This window comes from Rheinheimera sp. D18, from assembly GCF_004345025.1.
In the GTDB taxonomy this organism is placed as follows: domain Bacteria; phylum Pseudomonadota; class Gammaproteobacteria; order Enterobacterales; family Alteromonadaceae; genus Alishewanella; species Alishewanella metallidurans.
The window spans coordinates 2,199,896-2,225,774 of record NZ_CP037745.1; the positions used below are offsets into that span (position 1 = coordinate 2,199,896).

A 25,879-nucleotide genomic window follows, 5' to 3' on the forward strand; every position below is an offset into this window, starting at 1 on the left:
ACTTACCTCACCGCCGATAATAGCGTGTCAAACACGGTTTGTGATGTAGAAATAATTTTTGCAGCTGCGGCATACGTTTGTTGAAACCGCACTAAATTTGACGCTTCTTCATCTAAGCTAACCCCGGATAACGATTCATACCAAGCGGTGGTTTGCTCTAATAATGCCTTACCTGCGGCTTCATTATTTCTACCTTGGTTAGTGCGCTCACCTATTAGGCTTACCATATCGGCATAAGTTTGGTTAAAGTTAACCGCGTTAGCGCTATTAGGCGCAGATAAGGGGTTTAACCTTGTGGTTTTAGCCGTTTGCAATGCGGATAACTGCAAGCCATTACGGTTATCGTTAAAGCCACCATCGTTAAAACCAATAGTAAAAGTATCGCCTACCGCAGGAATGCCGGTAATTGAAAAATCAAAACCGGGCGCAAAACTAGGCTGTGCAATACCAGCCTGTGCTAACACATTTTGATATTGGTTTGAACCAAAAGCCGCCGTCGCAACTGGGTTACCCAGATTATCGACTATTGAAAAAGTATCAGCACCAACATAAGTCATGGTCCAAGGGCCATTAATTAAGCCTGAGGGTGTGTCAAAACCATAATTTGGCAACGTGGTTGGCGTGGTGTCAGTGACGTTTAGCCCTTCGACCTTCGCATTTCCTAAGTTAGTTACCGTAAAGTCAGTGCGTATTGGCGATGCCAGCGCAATATCCTCTGGCCGTGTCGTAGCCATTTCGATGGTTCTTGATGCCGTACTTAACGGCTTTAATTCAAATTTATCGCCAACCGCAGGGGCACCATTTAGCGTAATTTGTAAACCATATAAATCACCTGAGGCATCTGCCGAATTTATGGTGATAGGATACGCACCTATCGGCACTACCTTATCAGACCCGGCAATAACCTGCCCTTTTGTATCTACAGCTTGTAAGCGCACGCCACCGGCTTCAACCGTTAAAATAAAATCATTCGGTGGTAGGCTATTACCTTTACCAGGCTCAATAGTCATACTCACAGCGCCTGTGCCAGCATTAGAGGAAAAAGCAAAGCCGTTGCTGGTTGGCAAGGTAAATAAATTGCCGCCTATTTCACCATTTAGGTTCATACCTAAACGGTTTTGCGTGTTTAAGGCATCGGTCATCGATAAGGCTAACTGGCCTAACCGATTTTGCGTTGGCACTAAAATCCCTTCACGAAATGCGAGTAAACCGCCAATTTTTCCGCCAACGGCTTCAATATCGATATCACGCTCGACCGTTTTTTTGGTTGAAAGCTGCAGCTTTAATTCGCGCTGTGTTGGGTCTGGATCGCCGCGTAAAGACATTAAATTAAAATCACCGCGTTCAACCACTAATGATTGACCAGTGGCAAGAAACACTAATTTTTCACCATTTTCTGCATCTAGGGTTCTTATATCCACCATTTCTGATAGGTTTTTTATCGCCAAATCACGTTTATCTAATAAATCTAACGGAATGGGCCTGCTTGCGCCCGTGCCAAAAGAGGCGATCTGTAAATTTAAATCAGCAATTTGCTTAATATAGCCGTTGGTTTCACTGGTATAGATATCTAACTGCTGATTGACGAAGTTGTCTTGATCTAGCACTAAGCTAGAAAGCGTATTAAATTTATCGAGTAAGGCTTGCGAGCTACCAATTATTAACTGGCGATTAGCTAATGTTGCCGGTTCATTATTCGCAATCTGAAATTGCTTAAACAGGTCATTAACCCCAGTAGCAATGCTATTGGCCGGATTAGAGAATAATGCATCAACACGATTTGCTTCAGTAACATATTGCTGCGCAAAACTATAGTTTGATGTATCACGGCGCAGCTGCTTTTGCGTAAACTCACTGACTAAGCGTTCGGTAGTGCCTCTACCCACCCCTAAACCAAGAATTTGTGATTCAAATTCGGTGCGCTGGCGGGTGTAACCTTCAGTATTAATATTGGCAATATTATTACTGGTGGTATTAAGCAACGAGCTATTCGCCAGTATCGCCGAAGTACCTATTCGCAGTAAATTATCTGACATTACTCTCTCCGCTAACGCTGTTTAACTGCGCTATATACATAATTATTCGGCTGTATCATCAATTTCTTGAATTTGACTGTTCTGCAAATCCGCTTGCTGTAACGCAGGGCTTTGATAAACAGCCATAATTTTCTGCGCATACGCAGGATCAGTGGCATAGCCCGCTGCTTGTAACTGCTCAAAGTAAGCTTTAGCGTTACCACTGGCATTAACCGCATCTTGATAGCGCGGGTTTTGCTTAATAAAATTAACGTAATCTTGCATGCTATGTTCAGGTGACTCGTATGAGCGAAATTTAGCCTGCTCTTTTTTTGCTATACCGCCGCGGTATTCCAGCGTATCGACAACAGCAGTTTTACCTTGCCAGCCATTATTGGCTTTAATGCCAAATAAATTAAAACTATTGCCACCTTGGCTATCTTTAATCATGCGCTTGCCCCAGCCGGTTTCTAGCGCGGCCTGAGCCACTAAGGCTAACGGGTCTAAACCCAAGGCTTTTGCCGTTTGCCGTGCAGCAGGTAATAAATTTTTCACAAATTCGGCTGGGCTTGTTGCCTGCCAATCCGTTTTAGATTGAGCCACGTCAACTGCATGGTTTGCCGCCAGATAAGGCATAACGTGATCTGTCGTCTCAATACTGGCTTTAGGTTTAATACTCACCTTAGGTAAAATAATTTTTGGTAGTGTTAGCTCTTTTGCTGAGTTATCGCGCACCAGCTCGTGCTTATGAACCTCTGGTGCCGCACTAACGCCGATGGCAGGGCTTAGTTGTTGCACTAATAAATCAGCTAAACCTAGTGCGCCTTTTTGCGCTAATTCCGTCGCCATCTGACTATCTTGCATATCACGGTAAAACTTGGTGGTTTCACTGTTCATCATGCCATCGGCTTCAAAAGCTTCATTGGCTTTGCGCATACTGCCTAGTAGCATACTAAAGAAAATAGACTCGAACTGCTCAGCAGCTTGACGCAATGCGCCCGCCTGATCTTTGGTTGAGTTGCTGCGAATTTGCTGCAAACTGCTTAGATCATGATAAGACATATTGTTCGGCGTCGTATTCATATTAGATCACCACCAATTCGCCATGAATTGCGCCAGCTTCTTTAAGCGCTTCTAAAATAGCCATTAAATCGCCTGGCGCTGCACCAACCGCATTTACTGTGCGTACCAAATCATCTAGCGTTACACCTGGGTCAAACTTAAACATCCGTGACTGATCGGGACGTACATCAATAATTGAGTTTTCTTCCAGCGCCGTTTGCCCACCCGCTAATGGGTTGGGTTGCACTACACGTGGGTTTTCCGCAATGGTTACCGTTAAACCACCGTGCGTTACAGCGGCAGGAAACAGCCTAACTTCTTTACCAATAACGATGGTACCGGTGCGGGAGTTAATAATAATTTTTGCTGAGGTATCACCTGGCTCAAAAGTAAGGTTTTCTAGTGTCGACATGTAAGACACACGCTGGCTGACATCACGTGGTGCCCTTACCTGTACCGAGGTAGCATCTAATGAATATGCCGTTTCAGGGCCCATAAAACCGTTTATTGCTTCTGCTAGTCGTTTTGAGGTAGTAAAATCAGAGCGTTTTAAGTTAAAGGTAATAAAATCACTTTGAGCAAAGGGTGTCACTACTTCGCGTTCAACCATTGCACCATTAGGAATTCGGCCCACGGTAGGCGTATTAACTAATATGCGTGAGCCATCAAGCCCTTCAGCGCCTAAACCGCTAACAATTAAACTGCCTTGTGCTACCGCATAGACGTTGCCATCTAAGCCTGTTAAAAAAGTTTGCATTAAAGTACCACCACGTAAGCTTTTAGCACTGCCAACCGACGATACTGTTATATCTATGGTTTGCCCGGGCTTTGCAAAGGCGGATAACTCAGCGTGTACCGCTACCGCAGCGACGTTTTTTATCTGCGCTTTCATATTACCTGGCAAGGAAATGCCAAAATTGCTTAGCATGGTGCGAAAACTCTGCTCGGTAAACGGGCTTTGTTCACCCGTGCCCGGCAGGCCAACAACTAAACCATAACCCACTAATTGGTTCGGCCGCACCCCTTCTACATCGGCGACATCTTTAATGCGTGCTGCGCTGACAGGTAAAGTAAATACACAGATAGGCAGTATTATTAGAAGCAAACGTTTCATTTATGCTCTCCTAGAAAGGCCATAATGGGCCATTGAAGAACTGGCTTAACCACCCTGGCGATTGGCCATTATGGTGCGCACCCGTGCCACTATATTCAATGCGTGCATTGGCTATCTTGGTCGATTCAACCGTGTTATTTACATCAACATCTTGTGATCTAATAACGCCAGTAAGACGGATATACTCTTTACCGGTATTAAGTGTTAACCACTTTTCACCACGAATTACTAAGTTACCGTTATTAAGTACCTGTAATACATTCACCGAAATATTACCGACTAAACTATTGCTTTGATCGGCTTTTGAATCGCCCTTGTAGTCAGAAGTAGAGCCAGCGCCAAACTGCAACACATTACCCGCCACAGATACCGGCCGACCACTAAGGCCAATCATCGGCTCAATAGACGTTGAGCTATCTTTTTGCATTTCAGTTTTAGCTTTTTTACTTGCCTGCGTACTTTCGCGCAGCACCACGGTAATAATGTCACCTTCGTGTCTGGCTTTATTATCCGAATACAAACTATTAGAGTAATTCCCAGCAAACAATGAGCCACTTTGCGCTAAAGATTTAGCGGGCTGATCCGGTGCCAGTGGCGCGAAATAAGGATCATCCTGCTCGGGCGGTTGCAATGACGCACAACCACTGAACAATAACATGCAGCTTAGCCCTAATAATATTCGCAACATAACGCCCCCTATTACAGCTGCTGAATTGCTGTGCCCAGCATTTGGTCAACGGCTGAAATAACTTTAGAATTCATCTCGTACACACGCTGGCTTTCAATTAAGTTAACGAGCTCTTCCGTTACGTTGACGTTTGAGGTTTCAAGAGCACCCTGCACAATAATGCCTAAGCCTTCAAGGCCAGGGATCCCCTGCACGGGTGCACCACTGGCCCCGGTTTCACTAAACAAGTTTTGGCCAATAGGTTCAAGGCCAGCTGGATTAATAAAATTAGTAACCGTAAGCTGCCCTAACACTGCCGGTTGGCCTTGCCCTGGAAGCTGCACCGATACTTGCCCATCTTGCGATACAGTAATACTTTGTGCATCAGGTGGAATAGCAATGTTCGGTTGCACTTGGTAACCAGCGCCAGAGGTAACCAGATTACCTTCATCATCAACGGTGAATTGACCATTGCGACTATATGAAATAGAACCGTCTGGCATCATAATTTCAAAAAAACCATGGCCTTGAATCATCATATCCAGACTATTGTCCGTGGTAATCATGTTGCCCTGAGTAAAGTTTTTCTGGGTTGCCACCACCTTAGTACCGGCACCTATCATCAAACCGTTAGGCAGTTCCGAGTTTTGTGACGAGGCACCGCCTGGCTGATTGACGTTTTGATACAATAAATCTTCAAAAATAGCGCGGCTTTTCTTAAAGCCTACCGTGCTGGCGTTAGCCAAGTTGTTTGAAATAACCGATATATCGCGCTGTTTCGCATCTAAACCGGTTTTACTTATCCATAAAGCTGGATGCATGCTTGCCTCCCGGGCTTTCGCCCTAAAATAAATCTATTAGCCAACTATTCTGAGTAACTGATTTTGCTGACGATCCATATCTTCAGCGCTTTTCATCATCTTTACTTGCAGTTCAAATTGACGCTGTAAGCTGATCATGTAGGTCATTTCACCCACTGCATTCACATTACTGCCTTCTATCGCACCTTTTAGTAGGCTAACATCTACACTAGCTTCTGCGATTTGGCCGTCTTTGCGACGAAATAAGCCATCATTGCCTTTATCCATCTCGCTATTTAACGGCCGAACTAATTTAATACGGCCTACGACCGCCATAGCTTCTGCTGGTGCGCCCTGCGGCAATACGCTAATACTGCCATCTTGAGCAATTTCGACTTTAGCTAAAGGTACAGGTAATTGGATTGGACCATCATCTCCCATCACCGGTAAGCCACTGGCTGTTTCCAGCATGCCGGCGGCACTAATTTGCAAATTGCCGCTACGGGTATAAGCTTCGTTGCCATCGGGCGCTTGCACCGCAAGCCAGCCATCGCCTTGAATAGCGACGTCTAGCTCACGCTCAGTTAAAATAATTGCGCCTGCGTCAAAGTTTTGACTTGGTCGTTCAGTCAATGAAAACACCCGCGTAGGCAAGCCTTCACCAAATGCCTGCATTGAACGTGCTTGCTCAAAGTCGGCTTTAAAACCAGCAGTGCTAGCATTAGCAAGGTTGTTTGACCGCACGGCCATGCCATTCATATTTTCTTTAGCGCCGCTCATGGCGATATATAACAGGTGATCCATAACGAGCTCCGTTAATCATCTCTACAATAACAAAGCACGTTTAATGCCAACAAACGCACATAATTAATAAATCACTGTAATTCATTGAAAAATGGCGTTATATTCATGCATAAAAAAACACCACCGCAAGCGGTGGTGTTTTTTTAATTTAACAAGTTTAGCGTATTTGCAGTACGGTTTGCTGCAAGGTGCTATTAACTTCCAGCGCCCTTGAGTTCGCTTGAAAATTACGCTGTGCGCTAATTAAATCAACCAGTTCTGTCGTTAGGTTAACGTTAGACTGCTCCAGCGATGAGGCGTTAACCGCGCCAAAGGTACCGGTATTGGCCTGGCCGCCTATCGGCTCGCCCGAGGTAATACTTTGCTTCCACGAGGTATTACCCACCTGCTTTAAGCCCTGCACGTTGGCAAAACGAACTAAGGTCACTTGCGCTAAGTAAGCAGAATCACCATTACTGTAGCTAGCAAGAACTCGACCAAAGGCATCAATATCAACCCCCGTTAAGTTACCAACAGTAGTACCGTCTTGACTTAAATTATTAACGTCAAAATTAGAAGCATATTGCGTAGGCAATTTAACACCCGATGCATCGCGAAAATTTACTACTACTGGTGCTGAAAATTGTGCACCATTAGTAAGGTAGCCATTAGCCGGATCATTTAAATCCGCTGTTGGTACCCCAATTGTTGGCGCAGCTGCTGGCGGTGCTGGCAATCTAAATGAACCGTTTGAGTCAAATTGCAGATTATCGCCACTAAACCAAGAATTAGGATTACGCGTTGCCGGTGCCACTGGTGCCGGAATAGTTGGATGCGCAGTATTATCATCCCACACCAATTTCGTTTCCCACTCTGCCGCAGCAGGTGGTGTAGGCGTAGCTAATTTTCTAAAATATGTTGTAACCGTATGTGCCTCACCTAAGCTGTCGTAAACGGTAACCGAGGTAGAATGGTTATAAGTAGCTCTATCGGTTGGGTCAAAAGTCGTTGAGCCTGTTTCTACAGCTCTAGAATCTAAATTCATGCTTAAAAACACATTACTGGTCGCACGTGGTGCGCCAGCCGACGTTGGAATTGATATTGGCTGTGTCGTACTTAAACTGACCGACTGGTTTTCACCCGTTACAGGGTCTACCGCAAAGCCCTGCAAAAAATTGCCGTTATTATCGACAATAAAGTTATCTTTATTTAGCTTAAACGCACCAGAACGCGTGTAGGTTAAATCCTGAGATTGTCGGTCCGGTGTTAATGCAAAAAATCCTTCGCCAGTTACCGCTAAATCTAGCGAGTTATTGGTAAATTGTAGTGAGCCTTGGCTAAACTGCTGGGCAATAACTGATGTAGCAACACCGTCACCCACTTTAGTGCGGCCAGATGAGAAAATCGACGTTGCGTACACATCGGCAAACTCAGCACGCGACTCTTTAAAACCCGTGGTATTTACGTTGGCGATGTTATTCGCCGTGGTATCTAAATCTTTTTGTGCTGCGGCTATGCCGCTTAATGCAATATTAAAACTCATAATTCACCTCAGCTCGCTATTAACTGTAAGATACTTCTAATACATCACTTAATTTCACTGCGCCTAGCCCAAGCACGTTCAGTGTTATGCCGCCGCCGGCATTATTCATGCTAACGCTACCCACTGGCGCGTATACATTAACCGGTAAGCTGGCGTTAGTTCCGTCGGTATAACTGGCTTCAACTTTAATTTTGTACACCCCTGCGGTCACTATTTCGTCGTTAGCGTCAGTGCCATCCCAAACAAAATCGTTTTTACCCATTTTGGGGTTTTCCACGCTAAAGCTGCGTACCAATTCACCTTTTTCATTTTCAATTCGCACTTGCATCATGTTGGCCGGTTTATCTAGCTCAATGCTGCCGCGAGATAGGGTTTCGCCAGTAAACACCAATTCTTTGGATTGTATAAGCACACTTCGCCCCACCAATGAGGATGCCTGCAGTGCTTGGTTTGATGACATGCTTTCGGCAAAGCCTTTAAAGCTCTTGTTTAGTGAGCCAATACCGTCTGCCATGGTAAAGTTAGTCATTTGCGCGATCATTTGATCATTTTCAACTGGTTTAGTTGGGTCTTGGAACGCTAGTTGCTGCGTTAACAAAGCAAAAAAATCTTCCTGTGTTAGCGCGCCGTTGTTCTTTTCTGCAACCTTATCTTTGGCTTTACTGTCCCAATACATGCCATCTAATGCAGAGTTATTATTACTTACTGAACTAGTCATAATTTATATCTCTTAGTTAGCCTGGCCTAAGCGCAAAGTGCGCATAATCATCTGCTTGGCAGAATCAGCGGTTTGTACGTTAGTTTCATAAGAACGTGAAGCAGAAATCATATTCGCCATCTCTTCCATAATGTTAATGTTTGGCTTATAGATATAGCCATTTTCATCTGCCAAAGGGTGGTTTGGCGAATACTCAACATTAAGTGGGGCGTCAGACTCAACAATGCCTAACACTTTAACACCGACAGTGTCATCTCCTTGACGGCGCTGGGCATCAGATAACTGTGCGGCAAATATTGGGTGTCTGCCTCGATAGGTTTCTTCAACACTACTGCTAACACTATTAGCATTGGCAATATTACTGGCTGTGGTGTTCATCCGCACTGACTGTGCAGTCATACCGCTACCGGTAATATCAAATATTTTGTAAGTGCTCATAATTATTGACCTCCGCCGGTAATGGCTTTTTTCAGGCTACTAATGCGCGCAGTTAGAAAAGTTAAGCTAGTTTGATATTCCAAACTATTTTGCATAAAGGCATTGCGCTCGCGGTGAATATCAACGCTATTACCGTCACCTGTATCCGGCTGATCTGGATTACGAAACATAGTCTCTTGGCTTCTTGCTATAGAAATATTGAAATGCTGTTCATGAGTACGCGACACCGAACCCGACTGTCGAGCCTTGGCGTTGTTAAGGGCCTGCTGAAAATCAATATCTTTAGCTTTATAGCCTGGAGTATCTGCGTTTGCGATATTTTCAGCTAGCACCTGCGCCCGCCGGTCACGAACCAACATGGCTTCAGGGTGCAAACCAAATGCTTTTTCAAAACTGATTGCCATTTTTTTGCCACCTGTTATCTACGATGATAAATCAGCTGCAAAACTCAGGCCAAAAAAGTAACAGGTAGCGAAATATTAGGTTTTCTTGCGGTAAATAATGCCTGGGTTACAGCGAATCATCTCAAAATCTGTATTTAAACTAGATAAAGATTCCGATGCGCCTAAAAGCAGATAACCACGAGGGTTCAAGGATTGAGCAAATTGGCGGATAATTTTTGCCTTTAGATCAGCAGAGAAGTAAATAAGCACGTTGCGACAAAAAATAATATCGAACTTACCTAGTAAGGTGTAACTATCAAGCAAATTAAGATGGCGAAAGCTCACATTTTTGCGTACCGGATCTTTGACACGCATCATGCCTTTGCCGCTATCTTCAAAAAATTTGCTGCGCCGCTCGGGTGATAAACCACGTGATAAGGCTAAACCATCGTATTCGCCGCGCTGGCAATGCTCAAGCATAGTGTTAGAAATATCAGTGCCCAATATATGCACGCCCAAACTAAAGGCACCGGGTTTAATTTGCTGATATTCTAATGCCGTCATTGCGATAGAATAAGGCTCTTGTCCGCTAGAGCTGGCTGCAGACCAAATTTTTATTGAACGGCTAGTTTTTTCCATCTCAGGAAAAATTTGATTTTTTAGCAACTCGTACGGATAGGTATCTCGAAACCACAAGGTTTCATTAGTGGTCATCGCGTCGATAACGGCAGAACGCAGTTGTCGTTCAAATGGGCTTAAGGTTTTACTTACCAGTTCAGACAAAGAGGCAACACCAAAGCGTTGCATCAAAGGTGCTAACCGGCTTTTTACTAGATACTGCTTATTTTCTCCCAGTACAATGCCACACTGTTGCTCAAGAAAATCCCGGAACAATACATATTCTTTATCTAGTAAATCTCTATTCGGCACAGGTCTTCCTTAACAATTAGTCAGCATGTAGCCATTTTTGTACCGATTCTGCTAGCTCATCAGGATTAAACTTAGCGATAAAATCATCTGCTCCCACTTTTTGCACCATTTGCTGGTTGAATACGCCACTTAACGAAGTATGCAAGATAACATGGAGTTTTTTTAGTGTTGCATTAGATTTTATTTCGGCAGTTAAGGTATATCCATCCATTTCTGGCATCTCAATATCTGAAATAAGTAAGCCTACTTTTTCAGTAATAGATTCAGCACAGCCTTTAGCCATGTCTTGTAGGTAAATTAGCGCTTCTTTACCGTTATTTACTAAATGCATTTTTACGCCCAAACCTTCTAAGGCACGTTTAACCTGATTACGTGCTACGGCAGAGTCGTCGGCAATTAAAATTAACCTATCACCTAAATCAGCAGAAATGCTTTGTGTATCCATAGCTTTAGATATCGCGGTAGGTGATGGTGATATTTCTTCAAGAATTTTTTCGACATCAAGAATTTCAACTAGCTCATTATCAATTTCGGTGATTGCAGTTAAATAACTTTGTTTACCGCTTGTGCCTTTGGGTGGCGGTAAAATAGCCTCCCAATTGATATTAATAATGCGCTCAACCGAATTAACTAAAAAACCCTGCACCGAGCGGTTGTACTCAGCAATAATAATAAAGCTATCTTTAGTATTTTCTATCGCCCTACCACCAGTTGCAAGGCTAAGATCAATAACAGAAATGGTTTGACCACGCACATGCGCAATGCCGCGGACAAACTTATTACGTTTGGGTATTGCCGTTAATGGCGGGCATTGCAGCACTTCTCGTACTTTAAACACATTTATACCGTAACGTTGACGGCCAGCAAGCTTAAACAGCAATAATTCTAGACGGTTTTGCCCGACTAATTGCGTACGCTGGTTTACTGAATCTAAAATACCGGCCATCTATTGATCCTTTTTAATACCTTCGGGCGCAATTCTTGCTTAACAACAATAAGTAAATTCAAATTGGCCGTTTAGCGTCAAACTAACATCGTATGTTATAACTACAAGCCAATAAAGCATAGCTGAAACCTTATGAAAAAGTACGAAAATTTATTTAAACAAGCACTTATCATTACAAGCTTTTTCGTTTTTAACGTGATTGCAGCCGAACCAGTTAGCTATTCTCCTGCCGAACTCACCGCCGCGGCTACAGATTGGCTAACCGAACAACTACCGGCTGACGCCAGCCAGAATATTAAAATTGACGTTAACGAGCTGGATTATCGCATTGGCAATAAAAGTTGCGAGATACCGCTGACATTTAATTTAGCGCAAGCCATAACGCAGCGGCAAAATACCATTCAAATTCGCTGCAACACAACTGACAGTTGGCAGCTTTATGTGCCAGTGAAAATAGATGAAATAATTGAAGCCGTAATTTTACAGCAAAATATTTCTGTGGGTAGTGTAATCACGGCCGATATGCTAACAACAGATACGCGCGAGCGGCGTTTTATCCGAGGTAGTTTGGTAACCCATGCTGAGGATGTCGTAGGAGCAAAAACGAAAAGATCGCTATCGATTGGGCAAATTTTAACCTTTCAAGATCTTTGCCTTGTGTGTAAAGGAGATGTTGTTACAATATCGATTAATGATAATAGTATTAGTGTAGCTGCAACCGGTGTGGCCCAGTCTGACGGTAGTTTAGGCGATACTATTAAAGTAATGAATCAACAGTCGAAGCGCGCTATTAACGCAGAAGTTATTGCGGTTAATCTGGTTAAAGTAAAATTTTAAAAAATTGATTAAAGTTTTAGCGCTCTAGGCCGTTAACCTGAGTATAAGGAACTGTAACAAGGTGATGAGGTCATAACATGGCTATTAATATCAATAACTTGCCAAATACAGCGCAAGTAAAAAATGACAAAGTTGAGCAAAATACTCAACGTCAGCAAACTGCTGTGCAGCAAAATGCTACTCAGGGTGCTAACCAAAAACAAGATTCAGTGTCAATTACGCCACAGGCGCAGCAGTTTTCTAAATTAACGGAAAAGGCTAGCAACAGTAGCGGTATCGACCAAGAAAAAGTAGAAAAAATTAGACAAGCGATTAGCGAAGGTAAGTATAAAATTAACGTTGAACAACTTGCCAGGCGCATAGTGCATTTTGAAAGCGAACTGTTTGGTAAAAAATGACTCTCGCTGTTGACTCCGTCACCACCTTATTGACTAAACAACATCAGCACTTGGATGAGCTGATGTTGTTACTGCGGCAAGAACTTGCCGCGCTTGCTAGCCGTAATATTAACGAACTTGAACAAATTTCTTCCGCTAAATATGCTCTGCTACAGCAGCTAGAAGCCACAGATGTAGAACTGGCGAATATCACTGATTTAGAACAATACAAACAACAAGATTGGTTTAAATTAGAGGTTGAAGGTTTAGAGCAAAAATTAGAGCTGTGCAAACAGCATAATAGTGTAAACCAGCAAACCCTTGAACAAAGCCAACTTACATTGGCCCGCTTTAAGACAGAAATATTGTCTAGTAGAGGCAAATCAGGCCTTACCTACACTAATAAAGGTGTACCATCGGTAGATAGCAAAGGTAAGGGTGTTAAAGCCTAGCTACCAACACGCAACACTCATACTTAATTAATGATACCTTACACTTTTAATCGTTTGCTGCGGGTTAGTGTTTTGGTAAATATAATAGACTTGCTCAAAATCTAGCTCTAACTCGGTTATATAAATATTATCAACCGCGTAAGTTTTAACTACCCTCGCCCCACTAATTGCCCCTTTAACTGACGCTTGTAGCTGATTATCAGTTAGCACCATCTCTTGTAACTTATTCGTAGCGTCAATTTTTTGGCCATATACCATTTCGGTAAGCTCTTTGTAGGCATCTAGTTTCGACGCTTTCATTGCTTGTAGCATTTTTTGTTGCTGATCTTTACCTAGCTGCGCATTTATTGGCGCGTAGCCCACGGCACGCAACATAGGGAAAGACTCCGGTTTCACCGTAGCATACTCTACATGACTGCTAAATAATGACGAACAGCCACCTAATAACATCGCACTCAACAAGCCGACACCTAACAATACCTTCATGTTATCTCCTTTCGCCCTGTACATATTAAATACTCCGGCAGCTATCTCACTGTAATAACATTAACACAGCAAAATTCAAGCCAGCATTAAGGCACGTATTTTGCTTGGTTGGGTAAAGCGTTAAAAGTTTGCCGAGGCAGCATGAAAATACAGATTATGATTGGCGCAATACTCAGCGCTGTTGTTAGCATGAATGCGCATAGCGATTGGTATGAAGCAACCGGGCAGGCCTTTATTCAACAAGGTAACACCGCACAAGCACGGCAAACGGCAATAGATGACGCGATAAAGCGTGCCAGTCTAGTTGCCGGCGCTAAGATAAGCAGTAGCCAACTGGTTCAAAATGGTGTTTTGCAAAATGAACGTTTTAATATTTCAAGCCAGGGTGAAATTAAACAATTACAACTGATATCAGAAAGCCATAATGGCAATCTTTTAACCGTGACCGTGCGTATTAATATCGACGCAGACACCAGCGCTTGTGTTGGTAGCTCGTATCATAAACCTTTATTACTAAGCCAAGTTCAGCTGCAAGCGCGTCAAGACGCTATCTATGGTCAACTGTTTAAGCTTGGTACAGATATAACAGTGCAACTAGAACACCACCTACACGATTACAGCCCCGCAGCACTCGTTAAACCCATGACACAAATTGTTACGGCCCAACAGCTGGTTTATCCGGAAACAGATCGCCTATTTAGCCATGGCAATCAATACGTGCTACTGGCAACAATCAACGATTTATCGTTAGGTGAAACCACCAGTAAATTTTGGCAGAAAGAGCAAAAAGAACGATTTTTTGCAATTAATGTCAGCTTATACGACTTATTCGAACAGCATTTAGTTTATCAGCAAGAATATCGCACCAGTGCAGATTGGCCGTATAAAAGCAAAAGCACACCGCAAAGCCATAGCCAAGCATTTTGGCAGCTACCCTATGGCCAGAAAATTGACAGATTACTGCTTGGCGTAGCTGAAGATATACAACAGCAATTACAGTGCAAACCATTATTAAGCAGTATTAGGCAAGTAAAAGATAATCAAATTATGCTAGAGCTTGGAAAAATGCATGGTTTGCGCATTGGTGACGAGTTACAACTATTTCAGTTACAACGTCACCCTACGCAATCAGGCGTTAAGCGCGTTATCGCCGATAGTATTAGTTTAAAAATAACCGAGCTCACCGAGCAAAACGCCTGGGCCAGCGGCAAATCAGAATTACTACAACACATTCAACAAGGCGATGTTGTAAGTGTTAGAAAAAGCACTGACTTTTAATATCTTGATTCCCAAGCACCGTCGAGTCTGGTAAAATTTCGCGCCGTTGCCCCATAGTTAAATGGATATAACGGCCCCCTCCTAAGGGGCAGTTGTAGGTTCGATTCCTACTGGGGCAGCCATTCTACATTTTTGCACCGTCTAATCATTTTCCATTTAACACCAATCATACCTAAACGTTTCGCGGTTTGTTAACGCGCCAAACTTATGTGTAATGCTACGGTGGCGTTTACACAGTAAATAGCCTCATTTCTACCGCAAAAGCCGTTATTTCACCGCTTATTTTTAGATTTAGCTAAAATTTTGTTGTATTAATAATAAGCCTAATTAACCCTATGGCATGCACATACTTAAAACTAATACATTAAAAAATGCTATGGCCTATGCCCTAACCTAATACCGTACAGGAAAGTAAAATGGATACATGTTTATTAAATTGGTTATGGAATAACAGAAGGTTAATTGGCGTGGTGGCTATTATTATTTCCATAGCGACTTGGGCATTAGAACTAACCGATTTAGTTTACGTTTGCCCGTATTGCCGAACCCAGCGCACTATAATTGGGCTGTTAGGCTTATCGTTATTACTGCCAAACACCCGGAACTGGATTAATTTATATTTAGCCAGCACCATTGCCGCTTTTGGCTTTTTTGTTGCAGCCTACCAGCACTTCGAAGGCTGGAAGAAAATTATGTTCGGCAAGTTTGAATGGGGAGAACACTGGTATATTAACCCTTGGTTACTATCGGGTTTTGCACTATTTATAATATCTGGTTTGTTATTACTTATTTGGACATTGCCACGTGCGGCTAAACATGTTGACTCTGAATAAAGAACACATCGTTTAGTAATCATCCCAGATACCTGTGCTGGGATGGTTATAAATACTAATAATGTGCTGATACATTCTATAGACTGCCAAACGACTTATGGTGTTTGGCAGTCTAACTAGATAGTAAATACAATTCGTTTTACAACAGACAATTACTTATTCTTAAACCTAAACAGCATAGATTGCAGCACACTATCTTGTCTGATTAAACCATGATGTAAAGCGGCACTAATGTGCAGCACGATAACAGCAAATAAACTCCACGTTAGTAGCCCGTGTAATTCTCTAAACACGGCATAGGCTTTGATATTAGCGGGTATTAAGCTGGGTAAATTTAAAATACCAAACGGGCTAACGGTTAAACCGGCAGCGTTTTGCATTAACCAACCCGATAACGGTATCACTAACATCAATGCGTATAATACGATATGGCTAGCTTTAGCGGCAAAGCGTTGCATCGCGCTTAAATCTGCAGGTAAAGCCGGTATTTGCATGAATAATCGGTTTATTAAGCGAATAAGCACTAAAACCAGTACCAATGCGCCTATTGATTTGTGTAACTGCAAGGCGGTATGTTGCCAGGTTGCCAAGCTTTGGATCATTGAAACGCCTAAAAACAGCATTGAAATAATCAGTAACGCACTTAACCAATGCATAAATTTAGCACTTGCTGGAAACTCGGTAATTTTAGCCATTAGTGCGCTCCTTGCTGCGGTTGGTTAGTTTGTTGTAATAAGGTTTCTTTAGCGCGCCGACGGTAGGATTCAGCATAGGCCGCACCTCTCGCATTTAAGATTGGGTCTTTAGTTGCTTCGATACCTTTGGGTAACACCAGCGGATCGAAGGTTATACCATTGCAGGTGCCGTCTTGCTGTGCTTGCCACTGCGTTATAACTAGAGTGCCCGCATTGACTTGCTCTCTGTCATCTGGCCAAAGCACCGTTGGGTCAGTTTCATCATCTGTTTGATTAGCCAGTGTAAACATCAAATCAAATTTAACCGGTTGTTGCGCTAACCGAGCGGCTAACTCTAATTGCAACGCATCTGGTCCGGCATTCGCTATAGCATTTTCTGGTTGCTTATCTGTTGCTTGCGGCACTGCGGCCCAGCGCGCCGCGCGGCGTTGGCCTTTGGCGTCAATTAAGTAAAAAGCATTAATGCTATGATATTGTTCAGTAGCAAAGCTACTAGTGGCTTGGTATTGCTGTTTCCAGTGATTAAATGTGGCACTTTCTGGGTGCGCCTGAAAAAAAGCTTTAATTTTACTGGGATCGGGCTTACCGGTTGCGGGATCAGGCGATAACGCCGTTAATTGCTCGAAAAATGCTTCGGGTGTGCGAACGGCTACAACAGGAGGGGTATTCATGCCTGTGCGCCAATGCTCGCCATCTGTTGTAGTAAAACTGAGGGCAAAACTGCGCACCGGTGCGGCTAAATCTGGCGCTAACGGATTATTACCTGCAATAGAAAAACGACCAGTGAAGGTGTTACTACCGGCCTGAAACAAACTCGATTGACTAAAGGGTGCTAAAGCGCCATTAGCAATAAATTCACCCTGCAAACAAACACCTTTGGCATGCGCTCGCCTAAAACCGAAATAGGGCTTAGCGCTTTGCTGCAAGTTAACAAAATCTTGCGCGGTTACATCTTTATTGCCAAAAAGGCCTGCTGCGTATAAAAAGCTGAATACTAGTACTGCTATAACAACAAAAATAAGGCTATAGCGCTTATTAATGTTAATTTTTTTATTAGGTGAAGTAGACATGTCTATCCCAAGGCTGTATTAAAAGTACAGCCATAAGACAGGTCATGATCAGGATATATTTCAGCGAAGAGTAAACTATTACAGCGTATTTAACGTAGCACTAACCCTAACTGGCTTTGCGCAATTAAACGCAATACATACGACAACTTAAATAGCGCGGCAAACACTATTTGTAGCATATGCATTACAGCAACCATACGCAGCGGCAGCGTTTGGTCTTTGAACCATGCCAGATAAGCAGCAGCACAAAATAATACTAAGGTAATAACCATGGCGCTATTAGCGGTAACGAGTAATTTTCTCGCGTTCATAATGCACATTCCTAATGTATATTTATAATGTGCATTATTAATGTATATTAAGAGAAACTCAAGTGTTATTTAGCATAATTTTTAAGCAAACTCCGAGGCCAACGTGCAATTAAAAAAATACACTGATTATGGTTTGCGGGTACTAATGTACTTAGCTTGCCAACCAGAACAAACGATGACCAGCGTACGAAAAATTTGCGATGTATTCAGCCTATCTGCTAATCATGTAAACAAGGTGGTACATCATCTGGCTAAGCTTGAATTGATAGATACTCGACGCGGTAAAAACGGTGGTTTTGTACTCGCGAAACCACTAACAAGCATTCGCTTAGACTATGTTATTCGCCAATTAGAGGGAGATGAAGAGTGGATTGACTGCCATTCGCCAAGTTGCGTTGCACTACCGGCTTGCCAATTAAATAGCATTGTTGCACAAGGAAAGGTGTTATTTTATCAACATTTAAGCCGATATACTGTGGCAGATTTAGTAACAGATAAACGTGCTGAGCTACAAGCTATCTTTGTGCAAAAAATAGCCTAAATTATAAGTCTAGCGTTATACCGTCAAACGTTGTTAATTGACATTGATAATTTTTGCGTTTTAATAAGTTGCAGGCGTTATATGCCTGCTGATTGGTAAGAAAAGGACCAACACGCAAGCTGTATAATTGCTGATTTCGCTGTTTAATTTGCTGTAGTTTAGGTATCAACCCCTGCATAAGGGTTGGATATTCTTGCTGAATAACATACCAACCAAAATTGGCACTCTTAGGCTTTAAAAAACTTGCTACATGCACAGCATATTCGGTAGATAGTGGCATATTATGCTGAGCTGGCTCAACGGGTCTAGTCTCGGCCTCAACAGCCACGGCCTCATCGCTCGGAGGCACCATCTTAGCAACAATCACATTGTCACCATTGACCACGTTATTACCCTCTGCCGCATATTTTTCTGGAGTGCTGTTTAAGTCTGACATTTTATTAACTTCAGCAATTAAAAATGCCAAATCTGACTCCAGCTCTGTCAGCCTTGCAATACCTGGCTTTGCCTCTTGCCACTCTAGTAAATATTGCTTTATCTCTGTGTCGGTCAATCCCGTACTATTTGTATTGTCGCCGGCCATTGCAGTCGCAGATTTATTATAATTAGCACATCCTCCTACCGTTATAACTATAACGACCAATAATGAGATTATGACAAACCGTTTTTTTATAACATTGCGACGATATTTGGGTGTCATTTTTTTGTCTCTTTAATTTTTTACTAAACATTACTTGGTATTAGGCATAATTAATGCCAGTTTTCAGTATTCATCCAATATCTTACGAAAACTGTTACGAAGCCCTGCTTATTGCTTGTAATATCGATGCTATCGATAACTTTCAGCCATGCCATAAATTATGGTCTGAATTTTGCTTGTTGATTTATAAGTTCCAGATTAAGCACTATTACAGGTATTTATTATGCGCTATATTGTTTTTCTTACCCTATCAGCCTTGGTGGCATGCAGTAATCAGCCTGATACCAAGACAATGAAAGCTGGTTATTCGCCAATCATGTCTGAGTACACCTTACATGATTATGCTGGCGATCTTGCAATGCAGCTATTAAAAAATTCCACTAACAACTTGCACGACGGCTCGATAATCGTAGAGGAATTCACGTCATTACAAGACAAACATATTGCGTTGTCGTCTGATATCACACCTCAATTAGGCCGACAACTGCAACAAAGTATGCAGACATTACTCAGTAATGCTGGTTTCCAAGTAGTATCAATAGATAGTGTTAATAATCTTGTCAGCAATCATCACAACAATATGAACTCAGCCGTTACAGTAAATTATATACTGCATGGCTCGCTAACCAACCAACAACATGCCTATATTGTGAATGCTAAATTAATTGATCTGGCAACCCAACGTATTGTCGCGGCTGCAAGCACTGAAATTCCATTAAACGTATTCTGGAGTCGGGAACAAGTGCAACTAAGAAATGGCCATCTTTATCGAATTGAGTCGCAAGGAGTTAAATAATGAAAACAGCATTTTTTATCCTGTCTGCACTGGCGCTGAGCAGTTGTAGTCACTTCGGCCCTAGATCAGCAAAGCAATCAAATAATATAGATCCACAGGTTTTTGCTGATTCTATCGCTTCAGAACGGCAAGTCGCTGCACCTATAGCTTTTCAGCCAGTTAGATTAACCTCAAAATTTACAGAAGGTGGCGGCGCTTCGCAGTATCAAAGTATCACTATACAGCATTATGTCCGAGGTTTAATGCAAGAGATGGCAGTATCGATGCAAGACATCTCAGAACAAACACCTGTAGCTGTAGCGAGTTTTATCTATTTAGATACCGATTTTAATCAGGGTACTTTACTTGGTAATCAGATAGCTGAAAGCTTTATCCATGAGTTGCATAATTTTGGCATTAAAGTGTTAGATTACAAAGTAACTGATTACATTCGGGTAACACCACAAGGCGATTTTGTGTATAGCCGAAACTATGAAGAGTTGGGCGGTAATCTTCCGGCGCAATATGCCGTAGGTGGTACACTAAGCCGTCATCGAGACGGCGTGTTAATCAATGCGCGAATGGTCGAGTTTAGCAGTAAAACTGTGGTAGCCTCTGCCCAAACACTCATCCCCGCCGCAGTGATAAATGCGTTGATACCAAGCTTGGTTGTATTACCTGCACTATAGTAAGCCAAGCTATGCAGAAATATGCGGTCAATAGGTAATGCCGGTTAGTTAGCCATATAAAAACCGGCAGACCAAGAGTAAGTTACTTATAGTTCCGCTAATACAGAGAAATCTGATGCTATATAATTAGTTACTAGACAATTAATACTTAGCATTTTCAGTTGATTGCAACTTTGCACTGCTTGCTGTTTGTTCTCATAAGCGCCCACCTTTAACCGGTAGTAGTCTGTATTGTTGACACTTATTTTTTCATAGTTAGGTTCTAACTTAGCTAATTCAGTCGGGTGTTTTTTCTTCATTTGCTCCCAAACTATCGGTAATCGTAATGGATCAGACAAAGAGGTGATCTGTAGCGCAAAACGCTTATCGATTTTTTCAGCGGTTTCAGATAGTACCTGCGGCGTTACACGACTTGGTGAAACTGCAGAATTATTAGCCACCGTCACGTTAGCAGAGGACGCCGCCGTGGTATTAGCAGAGGCTATGGCAAACTGCTCCAGTTGGCTTATCATCAAATTTAGCTCTTCTTCTATCATCACCAAACGACTGACTGCAGGCTTTAATTGCTGCCATTCTTTTAGTAACTGATCATGCTGTTGCTGCTTATCCATCAATGTCCTTAAATCAGCGGCTACCTGATCTATATGCTGACCATTAATAACATCAACACCAAATTTAGATTCAGGAGCAGACTGACACGCCAACAAAGTGCTGCTTATGGCAACAACCAACATTTTTTTTATCATTTTTCTCATGGTTAGCCTCTAATTAATATTTAAAGCCGTGATACTCTACCGTGCACTTAATATCTGCCTGAAGGAAGTTATCACAACTACGTTGCGCCTGCTGTAATGCCATACCTTCGGCATTGGGATCATCTTCAAAATAAGCTACGCCAAGTACAAATTGTCCAGTTTGGCGTGACTTAATATAGAATGGTTTTTGCCCATATAAAACCGCCAATTTCCGGCGTAAAATATGATAATACAATTTAAGCATTCTGGCCGATTTGAACTGACCAACACTGACTACATAGCCTTCGGCGTTATCTAAAGGCGCCAGTACAAAATCAACACCAACAATAAGATCACCGTCAGACGAAAAACGTAGTTGCTTTTCTCGAACCGTTTTTAATTCTCGTCTGTCAATATAAGCATCATCAACCTTCAGGTTATAGCGCCCAGGTTTTATATTATTAAACAAATACATGCCATCAAATTCAGAACGAGTACTGCCAACAACCTCATTGGTTTCATTTATCAAATTAAGCAAAATATAGGGTGCAGGCGCAGCTTCACCTGCATCATTTTTTAGGTAAATAACACCTTCTAGCTCGCCGGCTTTCACTATCGGAAAATCAAGTTGCTCTAAGTAACCTTTACGCGCCGTAATAGCTACACCAGGAATAGCGGTGATCATAAAAGGGCCGTCGATACTTTCGGCATCAACGATAATGTCAGTCTTCACATTATTAGCAAGTGCTGACAGAATGGCTACGCCATCGCTATTGGTTATACCCCTTTTGTATCCCTGCACTGCCTTAACTTCGACATTATCAAACAGGGGCTCACCCTCATCAAACACGCCATTCATATTTAAATCTTCAAAAACCCTAACCGCAGCCGCACCAGATCGAGAGATCATTCTGCCTGAAGTAAATACAGTATTTTGCATCGATGCATAACCTAAACTAAATCTTAAAGCCATGCCAACAGACCAATCGCCATTAAAGTCATAATCTACATTGGTATTAAGCAAAAAATCATCGTGTTGCCAATTCAGGCCAAGGTTAAACATAAACTGGTCAGTCGGAACCAGATAAGACATCCTAACATCGGAGTTTAACGACGACGCCCAGCGATAGGTGAAAGCGCCACCATAAGACAACAGCTCTGCTTCTGGTTTTATGGCATAGTTGCTATAAAATCGAGTAAATAATTTGCCAAAGCTTTTTCGATACTGAAAACCGCCACTCAACTCAGTTGACGTTAGTAAAGATGCCTGTAATAACTCATTGTCTGTGCCTGGAAGTTGTGTCGTATCAGGTAGCTGCCCGAGCTGCGAACTTTTATTCCAATTCAGGTTATGAGAAAAAGAACCATATCGACTATTAAAACCGATGGCATTGGCAAAGTTATCCATAGTAATACCGTTATGATAGTTCGTTCTGTACCAGCTATTTTGATAGCTAAGCGGCAACGTACTATTTTCTGCTAGCCGCCCATTCATCGTAACCGATAAGGTGTCGTTTCTGTTATCCAACACCGAACGCTCGGTATTAAACAATTGATCCTGTCGGTATGAAAAACTCCAACTGCTATCCCAAAAGCGAGTTCTAAAATTATGGTTAGTTGTTTGTCGGTTGTTTCTATCTACAGAGATTGCTGAATTTAACAAGCCATATTTACCCAAGCTTAAGTTGGCACCTAAAGTATAATATTGCTGTATTTCGCCTTGTTCTGGCATAAACCAGCTAGTACCTGCGCTATAAGCTAGCCAGTCGGTAATACCATAGTCAAAAATTGCCCCGGCTAAAATACCTGTATTTGCAGGGTCTTTATAGTAGTCATTAATTGCAAACAACGACTTGCCCGCGTTTACTACCGATACTCTATAAGTACTTTCACCCGAAGCGACAACATTACTATCAACGATATAAGATTCTACTTTAGTTTCTATCTGTCCCTGCGGTCCGTAAAACACTAGCTCAAAATCGTTACTGCCAAACGACAGTTCAACATCATTAAATTCATAGCGCCCATCTGCTACCGAAATAGAACGATCCAGCAATACACCATTACGATAAAGTTCAACGTCCCAACCTACCTGTACGTCACCAGTCAAATTAACCTTTCTGTTATCTGCTAGTTGGCTTAAAGGCGTATTACTAACCGCAATACCACGGCTTAAACCTTGAGTTCTACCAAAACCAGCGTTTACGGGTGTAACATCCCCCAGTGTAAATTCTGTTGCGCGAAGCGGCCCCAGCAAATTGGCATTTGTCGATTGTTTGGACAGCGTTAGCCTAGCATCCTGTAATAAATTCTGATCCGCACCAGCTAGAAACAACTCGGCATTAAAATACGCCAAGTCTTGGTTAGCCAATACTGAATAATTACTACGGGTTTTGTCATTTGCATGCTTCGCCGCTAACTGTATATCTAATAAAGGCGCAGTAAAAACCGTATACGGTGATTCTTTTTCTGGCATAACCGAGCGACTAACACCGCCGTACCCATCTAACATCCTTGTGCGTCGTGCCGCTCTGGCTTCTACCGGAAATTTCGATTTAGACACAATGTTCACACTCAATCTTGCTTCATCAAGCTCAACACTAAAATCAAACCAGTTAGCAATTTCGGCTATTTCCATATAAATATCATCATCGCGTAACTGATAATTAGCCGCGCTCACATTAAAAACTTTACCTTGTAAATTCACCTCTAATTGTTCGGCTGTGCTGGGCTTTAAACTAAACACATTGCGCTCATTTAAAAACCAGCCGTTGGCCGCTTTCTGGGTTAAATCAACATAAATTGGATATTCAACAATTTGGAAGAAATCCCCCAAACCCAACAAAAAAAGCTGTTGGCTTTTATAAACAAGAATATCAGTAAGCTGTACGCCATTTACCGACAAAGCCAGAATTAGCTCTTCACCAACAGGAAAACGGCTGCTGTATATTGCAGCGTCGGTTAATGCATTTACATTAGGCTGTGCCGTCGCACTTACGGGTAAAGCGTCAAAACTTTGACTACTAGCTGCAATTTCGGCTGGCGGGTTAAATACACTGGCTGCAAAGGTAGCAGGTGCGGCAATGACAGCCTCTGCTGTTGTTTCTGGCGGGGCAGCAGAGGTGGTTTCCGTTGTTATGGCTGCTATCGCCTGCTGTTTTTCACTGATCCGCTGCAATAACTCTTGTAAATTGGCTTGTAAGCTAATTGCTTTATTAGCCTCAGCCACATTAGCGTCAGCTGCAAACAGCTTGAACGAACAAAGCACACAGCATATAAGCAAAACTTTCCGTATTATATTGTTACCGTCAAATTTACTCATAGGCCATGGCTATCTCAATTAATTATTTTTATCATCCCCTTGCTGATATTGAAGGTTTTTTCAAAGAAAACAGTACCCTTGAAATTTTTTGAACCGTCATAAACAACTCGAAGCGTGCCATTTGCTATAGCAAAATCTGCGCCAACCCAATGTAATTTCACCGTTGTTTCTGATAATTCAGGCCAAAAGCTATACTCGGCATTTTTTGCTATCAAACGCTCAGTGCCATTTTCTGGTGTCCAGTAAGCACTAATATCACCAAGTGTTGAATTTAGACCAGTTCGGCGCATTTTTAGGTTTACAGCCCCAGTAGCCAATGCCGGATCATACTGAAGATTTACGCTATCAGCAGCCAGCGAGTATTGCAGTTCACCTTGGCGCACAGTTACCGGAATAGAAAAACTCAGTACAATATTAATACCCAAAGATGCACCTTCATTTTTCACAGCAACATTCTTCTCAGGTGGTACTGCTTTAAATAGTAAATGTGACCTATATTCACCCTTTGCCAAATTAGCGGGCCTGCGCAGTGCCAATTTTATATTTTGCCGCTCGCCGGGTTGCAACGTTACCTGACGCGGAGTAAAACGCAGCATTTTACTAGCAACAGGAAAAACCAATGCCTGCTCTGGTGTTAAATCGGTATAGCCTCCATCAGGTTGCGCCTGCTTTTCTGTCCATTCAAGGCGATAGGTTGTTACCGCATCAGAGGTATTAATCAAGGTAACATCGGCAGAGCGGTCAGTTGGGCCAAACTGCACCCTAGTGGGGTTAATTAGCAAGTTTGCCTCGGCCACAGTAGAAAAGCCGAAACTTAACGCCATACATAACAGCGTAAATACTTTTTGCATGTTGAATACTCTCGTTGTGTAAACAGACACGTTTATTTAATAATCTAAATTTAGGTTTAAATAAACGACATAAGTGGCATTAGAAACATAATTAAACACTGGATTACCCGAAGTACGTAATGTCGCGCCTATACGAAACTGCACAGCACCTGAACTATTAACATTAACAACAGAGGGTATATCAACGGCACTAATTTCAAACTGCGCAGTTGATGGATAAGGCATAGCAGACCAAGCAGGTAAATTAACAGATAAATTAACTAAAGTATAAGCTGCCATACCGTTTAGTGTATACACCCCAGGTGTACCGGGTTTAATAACATAAATTTGATTGGTGCTGGTTTGCTTACCATTACGGGTTATAGTGGTACTGCTAACACTGTTATTATTTCTAATAGCAATTTCACCAAAACTCAGCGGGCTGTCGATTAGAAATGCCGCCCAAGTTGGTTGGCTTAATAAACAACAGGCTACAACTAATAAGTATTTTATCATGAACAGCAGGTCTCGCCCTTATGGCCTGCATGTA

General features: G+C 42.4%; 29 protein-coding genes and 1 tRNA gene. 9 read left to right on the plus strand and 21 right to left on the minus strand.

Annotation, left to right across the window (positions count from 1 at the left end):
- Positions 1-2 precede the first annotated feature (2 nt).
- The 12 genes from flgK to E0Z06_RS10475 all read right to left on the minus strand — a co-directional run bounded on the left by flgK (position 3) and on the right by E0Z06_RS10475 (position 11,399).
- Positions 3-2,036, minus strand: coding sequence for a flagellar hook-associated protein FlgK (gene flgK / locus E0Z06_RS10420; protein WP_132584440.1), 2,034 nt, complete (start codon positions 2,034-2,036; stop codon positions 3-5).
- A 42-nt stretch (positions 2,037-2,078) separates the two neighbouring features.
- Positions 2,079-3,098 carry a flagellar assembly peptidoglycan hydrolase FlgJ gene (flgJ, locus tag E0Z06_RS10425; RefSeq protein ID WP_132584442.1) on the minus strand — a complete coding sequence of 340 codons (1,020 nt, stop codon included), beginning with the start codon at positions 3,096-3,098 and terminating at the stop codon, positions 2,079-2,081.
- Position 3,099: 1 nt separating this feature from the next.
- Positions 3,100-4,191 carry a flagellar basal body P-ring protein FlgI gene (locus tag E0Z06_RS10430; RefSeq protein ID WP_132584444.1) on the minus strand — a complete coding sequence of 364 codons (1,092 nt, stop codon included), beginning with the start codon at positions 4,189-4,191 and terminating at the stop codon, positions 3,100-3,102.
- A gap of 10 nt (positions 4,192-4,201) precedes the next feature.
- A complete protein-coding gene (gene flgH / locus E0Z06_RS10435; protein WP_132584446.1) occupies positions 4,202-4,879 on the minus strand; it encodes a flagellar basal body L-ring protein FlgH in 678 nt (225 codons plus the stop codon).
- Positions 4,880-4,890: 11 nt separating this feature from the next.
- The gene (gene flgG / locus E0Z06_RS10440) at positions 4,891-5,679 is read right to left on the minus strand and encodes a flagellar basal-body rod protein FlgG (RefSeq protein ID WP_132584448.1); all 789 of its coding nucleotides are present in this window, start codon (positions 5,677-5,679) and stop codon (positions 4,891-4,893) included.
- Positions 5,680-5,715: 36 nt separating this feature from the next.
- Complete coding sequence (flgF, locus tag E0Z06_RS10445; protein WP_132584450.1) at positions 5,716-6,462, minus strand: flagellar basal-body rod protein FlgF; 747 nt, start codon at positions 6,460-6,462, stop codon at positions 5,716-5,718.
- Between the two features lie 157 nt (positions 6,463-6,619).
- Positions 6,620-7,984, minus strand: coding sequence for a flagellar hook protein FlgE (flgE, locus tag E0Z06_RS10450; RefSeq protein ID WP_132584452.1), 1,365 nt, complete (start codon positions 7,982-7,984; stop codon positions 6,620-6,622).
- Between the two features lie 19 nt (positions 7,985-8,003).
- Positions 8,004-8,702 carry a flagellar hook assembly protein FlgD gene (locus E0Z06_RS10455; protein WP_132584454.1) on the minus strand — a complete coding sequence of 233 codons (699 nt, stop codon included), beginning with the start codon at positions 8,700-8,702 and terminating at the stop codon, positions 8,004-8,006.
- Positions 8,703-8,714: 12 nt separating this feature from the next.
- The gene (gene flgC, locus E0Z06_RS10460) at positions 8,715-9,140 is read right to left on the minus strand and encodes a flagellar basal body rod protein FlgC (RefSeq protein WP_132584456.1); all 426 of its coding nucleotides are present in this window, start codon (positions 9,138-9,140) and stop codon (positions 8,715-8,717) included.
- A gap of 2 nt (positions 9,141-9,142) precedes the next feature.
- Positions 9,143-9,544, minus strand: a complete 402-nt coding sequence (flgB, locus tag E0Z06_RS10465; RefSeq protein ID WP_132584458.1) for a flagellar basal body rod protein FlgB — start codon at positions 9,542-9,544, stop codon at positions 9,143-9,145.
- A 75-nt stretch (positions 9,545-9,619) separates the two neighbouring features.
- Entirely contained in the window at positions 9,620-10,453 is an 834-nt protein-coding gene (locus E0Z06_RS10470) for a protein-glutamate O-methyltransferase CheR (RefSeq protein WP_132584460.1), read from the minus strand.
- A 16-nt stretch (positions 10,454-10,469) separates the two neighbouring features.
- Positions 10,470-11,399, minus strand: coding sequence for a chemotaxis protein (locus E0Z06_RS10475; RefSeq protein WP_132584462.1), 930 nt, complete (start codon positions 11,397-11,399; stop codon positions 10,470-10,472).
- 132 nt (positions 11,400-11,531) lie between these two features.
- Between E0Z06_RS10475 and flgA the strand changes: the two genes are divergently transcribed.
- The 3 genes from flgA (at position 11,532) to E0Z06_RS10490 (ending at position 13,065) form a co-directional block, all read left to right on the plus strand.
- Positions 11,532-12,236 (plus strand): flagellar basal body P-ring formation chaperone FlgA, encoded by a 705-nt coding sequence (flgA, locus tag E0Z06_RS10480; protein WP_132584464.1) that lies wholly within the window; start codon positions 11,532-11,534, stop codon positions 12,234-12,236.
- A gap of 77 nt (positions 12,237-12,313) precedes the next feature.
- Entirely contained in the window at positions 12,314-12,634 is a 321-nt protein-coding gene (gene flgM / locus E0Z06_RS10485; RefSeq protein WP_132584466.1) for a flagellar biosynthesis anti-sigma factor FlgM, read from the plus strand.
- Entirely contained in the window at positions 12,631-13,065 is a 435-nt protein-coding gene (locus E0Z06_RS10490) for a flagellar protein FlgN (protein WP_132584468.1), read from the plus strand. The genes flgM and E0Z06_RS10490 overlap by 4 nt, the downstream gene beginning before the upstream one ends.
- 27 nt (positions 13,066-13,092) lie before the next feature.
- Here E0Z06_RS10490 and E0Z06_RS10495 read toward each other — a convergent pair whose 3' ends face one another.
- Positions 13,093-13,551, minus strand: a complete 459-nt coding sequence (locus E0Z06_RS10495) for an LPP20 family lipoprotein (protein WP_132584470.1) — start codon at positions 13,549-13,551, stop codon at positions 13,093-13,095.
- A gap of 141 nt (positions 13,552-13,692) precedes the next feature.
- Between E0Z06_RS10495 and E0Z06_RS10500 the strand changes: the two genes are divergently transcribed.
- The 3 genes from E0Z06_RS10500 (at position 13,693) to E0Z06_RS10510 (ending at position 15,662) form a co-directional block, all read left to right on the plus strand.
- Positions 13,693-14,829, plus strand: coding sequence for a flagellar assembly protein T N-terminal domain-containing protein (locus tag E0Z06_RS10500; protein ID WP_243695491.1), 1,137 nt, complete (start codon positions 13,693-13,695; stop codon positions 14,827-14,829).
- 47 nt (positions 14,830-14,876) lie between these two features.
- A tRNA-Arg gene (locus tag E0Z06_RS10505) sits at positions 14,877-14,951 on the plus strand.
- Between the two features lie 294 nt (positions 14,952-15,245).
- Entirely contained in the window at positions 15,246-15,662 is a 417-nt protein-coding gene (locus E0Z06_RS10510; RefSeq protein ID WP_132584472.1) for a disulfide bond formation protein B, read from the plus strand.
- Between the two features lie 152 nt (positions 15,663-15,814).
- On the opposite strand, the gene E0Z06_RS10515 is transcribed toward E0Z06_RS10510, so the two are convergent.
- From E0Z06_RS10515 to E0Z06_RS10525, 3 genes are all read right to left on the minus strand, one after another.
- On the minus strand, positions 15,815-16,357 hold the full coding sequence (locus E0Z06_RS10515) for a cytochrome b (protein WP_132584474.1): 543 nt from the start codon (positions 16,355-16,357) through the stop codon (positions 15,815-15,817).
- Positions 16,357-17,427, minus strand: coding sequence for a catalase family peroxidase (locus E0Z06_RS10520; protein ID WP_207903073.1), 1,071 nt, complete (start codon positions 17,425-17,427; stop codon positions 16,357-16,359). Before E0Z06_RS10520 ends, E0Z06_RS10515 begins: the two co-directional genes overlap by 1 nt.
- An 89-nt stretch (positions 17,428-17,516) precedes the next feature.
- Positions 17,517-17,738 carry a hypothetical protein gene (locus E0Z06_RS10525; RefSeq protein WP_132584476.1) on the minus strand — a complete coding sequence of 74 codons (222 nt, stop codon included), beginning with the start codon at positions 17,736-17,738 and terminating at the stop codon, positions 17,517-17,519.
- A 103-nt stretch (positions 17,739-17,841) separates the two neighbouring features.
- Here E0Z06_RS10525 and E0Z06_RS10530 point away from each other — a divergent pair, with 103 nt between their 5' ends.
- The gene (locus E0Z06_RS10530) at positions 17,842-18,279 is read left to right on the plus strand and encodes an Rrf2 family transcriptional regulator (protein WP_132584478.1); all 438 of its coding nucleotides are present in this window, start codon (positions 17,842-17,844) and stop codon (positions 18,277-18,279) included.
- Position 18,280: 1 nt separating this feature from the next.
- Here the strand turns inward: E0Z06_RS10530 and E0Z06_RS10535 are convergent, their stop codons facing one another.
- Entirely contained in the window at positions 18,281-18,862 is a 582-nt protein-coding gene (locus E0Z06_RS10535; protein ID WP_165907395.1) for an SPOR domain-containing protein, read from the minus strand.
- A gap of 340 nt (positions 18,863-19,202) precedes the next feature.
- Between E0Z06_RS10535 and E0Z06_RS10540 the strand changes: the two genes are divergently transcribed.
- Both E0Z06_RS10540 and E0Z06_RS10545 read left to right on the plus strand, forming a co-directional pair.
- A complete protein-coding gene (locus tag E0Z06_RS10540) occupies positions 19,203-19,775 on the plus strand; it encodes a FlgO family outer membrane protein (RefSeq protein WP_132584482.1) in 573 nt (190 codons plus the stop codon).
- The gene (locus E0Z06_RS10545) at positions 19,775-20,443 is read left to right on the plus strand and encodes a FlgO family outer membrane protein (RefSeq protein WP_132584484.1); all 669 of its coding nucleotides are present in this window, start codon (positions 19,775-19,777) and stop codon (positions 20,441-20,443) included. Before E0Z06_RS10540 ends, E0Z06_RS10545 begins: the two co-directional genes overlap by 1 nt.
- A gap of 86 nt (positions 20,444-20,529) precedes the next feature.
- On the opposite strand, the gene E0Z06_RS10550 is transcribed toward E0Z06_RS10545, so the two are convergent.
- The 4 genes from E0Z06_RS10550 to E0Z06_RS10565 all read right to left on the minus strand — a co-directional run bounded on the left by E0Z06_RS10550 (position 20,530) and on the right by E0Z06_RS10565 (position 25,845).
- A complete protein-coding gene (locus tag E0Z06_RS10550; protein ID WP_132584486.1) occupies positions 20,530-21,198 on the minus strand; it encodes an SPOR domain-containing protein in 669 nt (222 codons plus the stop codon).
- Between the two features lie 13 nt (positions 21,199-21,211).
- Complete coding sequence (locus tag E0Z06_RS10555; protein WP_132584488.1) at positions 21,212-24,406, minus strand: sporulation protein; 3,195 nt, start codon at positions 24,404-24,406, stop codon at positions 21,212-21,214.
- Positions 24,407-24,513: 107 nt separating this feature from the next.
- Positions 24,514-25,350: a fimbria/pilus periplasmic chaperone gene (locus tag E0Z06_RS10560; protein ID WP_132584490.1), complete on the minus strand. Its 837-nt coding sequence runs from the start codon at positions 25,348-25,350 to the stop codon at positions 24,514-24,516.
- 36 nt (positions 25,351-25,386) lie between these two features.
- Positions 25,387-25,845: a DUF4402 domain-containing protein gene (locus E0Z06_RS10565; RefSeq protein ID WP_132584492.1), complete on the minus strand. Its 459-nt coding sequence runs from the start codon at positions 25,843-25,845 to the stop codon at positions 25,387-25,389.
- Between the last annotated feature and the right edge of the window lie 34 nt (positions 25,846-25,879).

Coding starts and splice junctions, on each gene's coding strand:
- flgF (WP_132584450.1), bottom strand. CDS start 6,462: ATGGATCACCTGTTATATATCGCCATGAGCGGCGCTAAAGAAAATATG.
- flgE (WP_132584452.1), bottom strand. CDS start 7,984: ATGAGTTTTAATATTGCATTAAGCGGCATAGCCGCAGCACAAAAAGAT.
- E0Z06_RS10500 (WP_243695491.1), top strand. CDS start 13,693: ATGAAAATACAGATTATGATTGGCGCAATACTCAGCGCTGTTGTTAGC.
- E0Z06_RS10535 (WP_165907395.1), bottom strand. CDS start 18,862: ATGGCCGGCGACAATACAAATAGTACGGGATTGACCGACACAGAGATA.
- E0Z06_RS10560 (WP_132584490.1), bottom strand. CDS start 25,350: ATGCAAAAAGTATTTACGCTGTTATGTATGGCGTTAAGTTTCGGCTTT.
- flgK (WP_132584440.1), bottom strand. CDS start 2,036: ATGTCAGATAATTTACTGCGAATAGGTACTTCGGCGATACTGGCGAAT.
- E0Z06_RS10455 (WP_132584454.1), bottom strand. CDS start 8,702: ATGACTAGTTCAGTAAGTAATAATAACTCTGCATTAGATGGCATGTAT.
- E0Z06_RS10525 (WP_132584476.1), bottom strand. CDS start 17,738: ATGAACGCGAGAAAATTACTCGTTACCGCTAATAGCGCCATGGTTATT.
- E0Z06_RS10565 (WP_132584492.1), bottom strand. CDS start 25,845: ATGATAAAATACTTATTAGTTGTAGCCTGTTGTTTATTAAGCCAACCA.
- E0Z06_RS10430 (WP_132584444.1), bottom strand. CDS start 4,191: ATGAAACGTTTGCTTCTAATAATACTGCCTATCTGTGTATTTACTTTA.
- E0Z06_RS10545 (WP_132584484.1), top strand. CDS start 19,775: ATGAAAACAGCATTTTTTATCCTGTCTGCACTGGCGCTGAGCAGTTGT.
- flgC (WP_132584456.1), bottom strand. CDS start 9,140: ATGAGCACTTACAAAATATTTGATATTACCGGTAGCGGTATGACTGCA.
- E0Z06_RS10520 (WP_207903073.1), bottom strand. CDS start 17,427: ATGTCTACTTCACCTAATAAAAAAATTAACATTAATAAGCGCTATAGC.
- E0Z06_RS10540 (WP_132584482.1), top strand. CDS start 19,203: ATGCGCTATATTGTTTTTCTTACCCTATCAGCCTTGGTGGCATGCAGT.
- flgA (WP_132584464.1), top strand. CDS start 11,532: ATGAAAAAGTACGAAAATTTATTTAAACAAGCACTTATCATTACAAGC.
- E0Z06_RS10510 (WP_132584472.1), top strand. CDS start 15,246: ATGGATACATGTTTATTAAATTGGTTATGGAATAACAGAAGGTTAATT.
- E0Z06_RS10515 (WP_132584474.1), bottom strand. CDS start 16,357: ATGGCTAAAATTACCGAGTTTCCAGCAAGTGCTAAATTTATGCATTGG.
- flgM (WP_132584466.1), top strand. CDS start 12,314: ATGGCTATTAATATCAATAACTTGCCAAATACAGCGCAAGTAAAAAAT.
- E0Z06_RS10495 (WP_132584470.1), bottom strand. CDS start 13,551: ATGAAGGTATTGTTAGGTGTCGGCTTGTTGAGTGCGATGTTATTAGGT.
- flgJ (WP_132584442.1), bottom strand. CDS start 3,098: ATGAATACGACGCCGAACAATATGTCTTATCATGATCTAAGCAGTTTG.
- flgB (WP_132584458.1), bottom strand. CDS start 9,544: ATGGCAATCAGTTTTGAAAAAGCATTTGGTTTGCACCCTGAAGCCATG.
- E0Z06_RS10490 (WP_132584468.1), top strand. CDS start 12,631: ATGACTCTCGCTGTTGACTCCGTCACCACCTTATTGACTAAACAACAT.
- flgH (WP_132584446.1), bottom strand. CDS start 4,879: ATGTTGCGAATATTATTAGGGCTAAGCTGCATGTTATTGTTCAGTGGT.
- flgG (WP_132584448.1), bottom strand. CDS start 5,679: ATGCATCCAGCTTTATGGATAAGTAAAACCGGTTTAGATGCGAAACAG.
- E0Z06_RS10550 (WP_132584486.1), bottom strand. CDS start 21,198: ATGAGAAAAATGATAAAAAAAATGTTGGTTGTTGCCATAAGCAGCACT.
- E0Z06_RS10475 (WP_132584462.1), bottom strand. CDS start 11,399: ATGGCCGGTATTTTAGATTCAGTAAACCAGCGTACGCAATTAGTCGGG.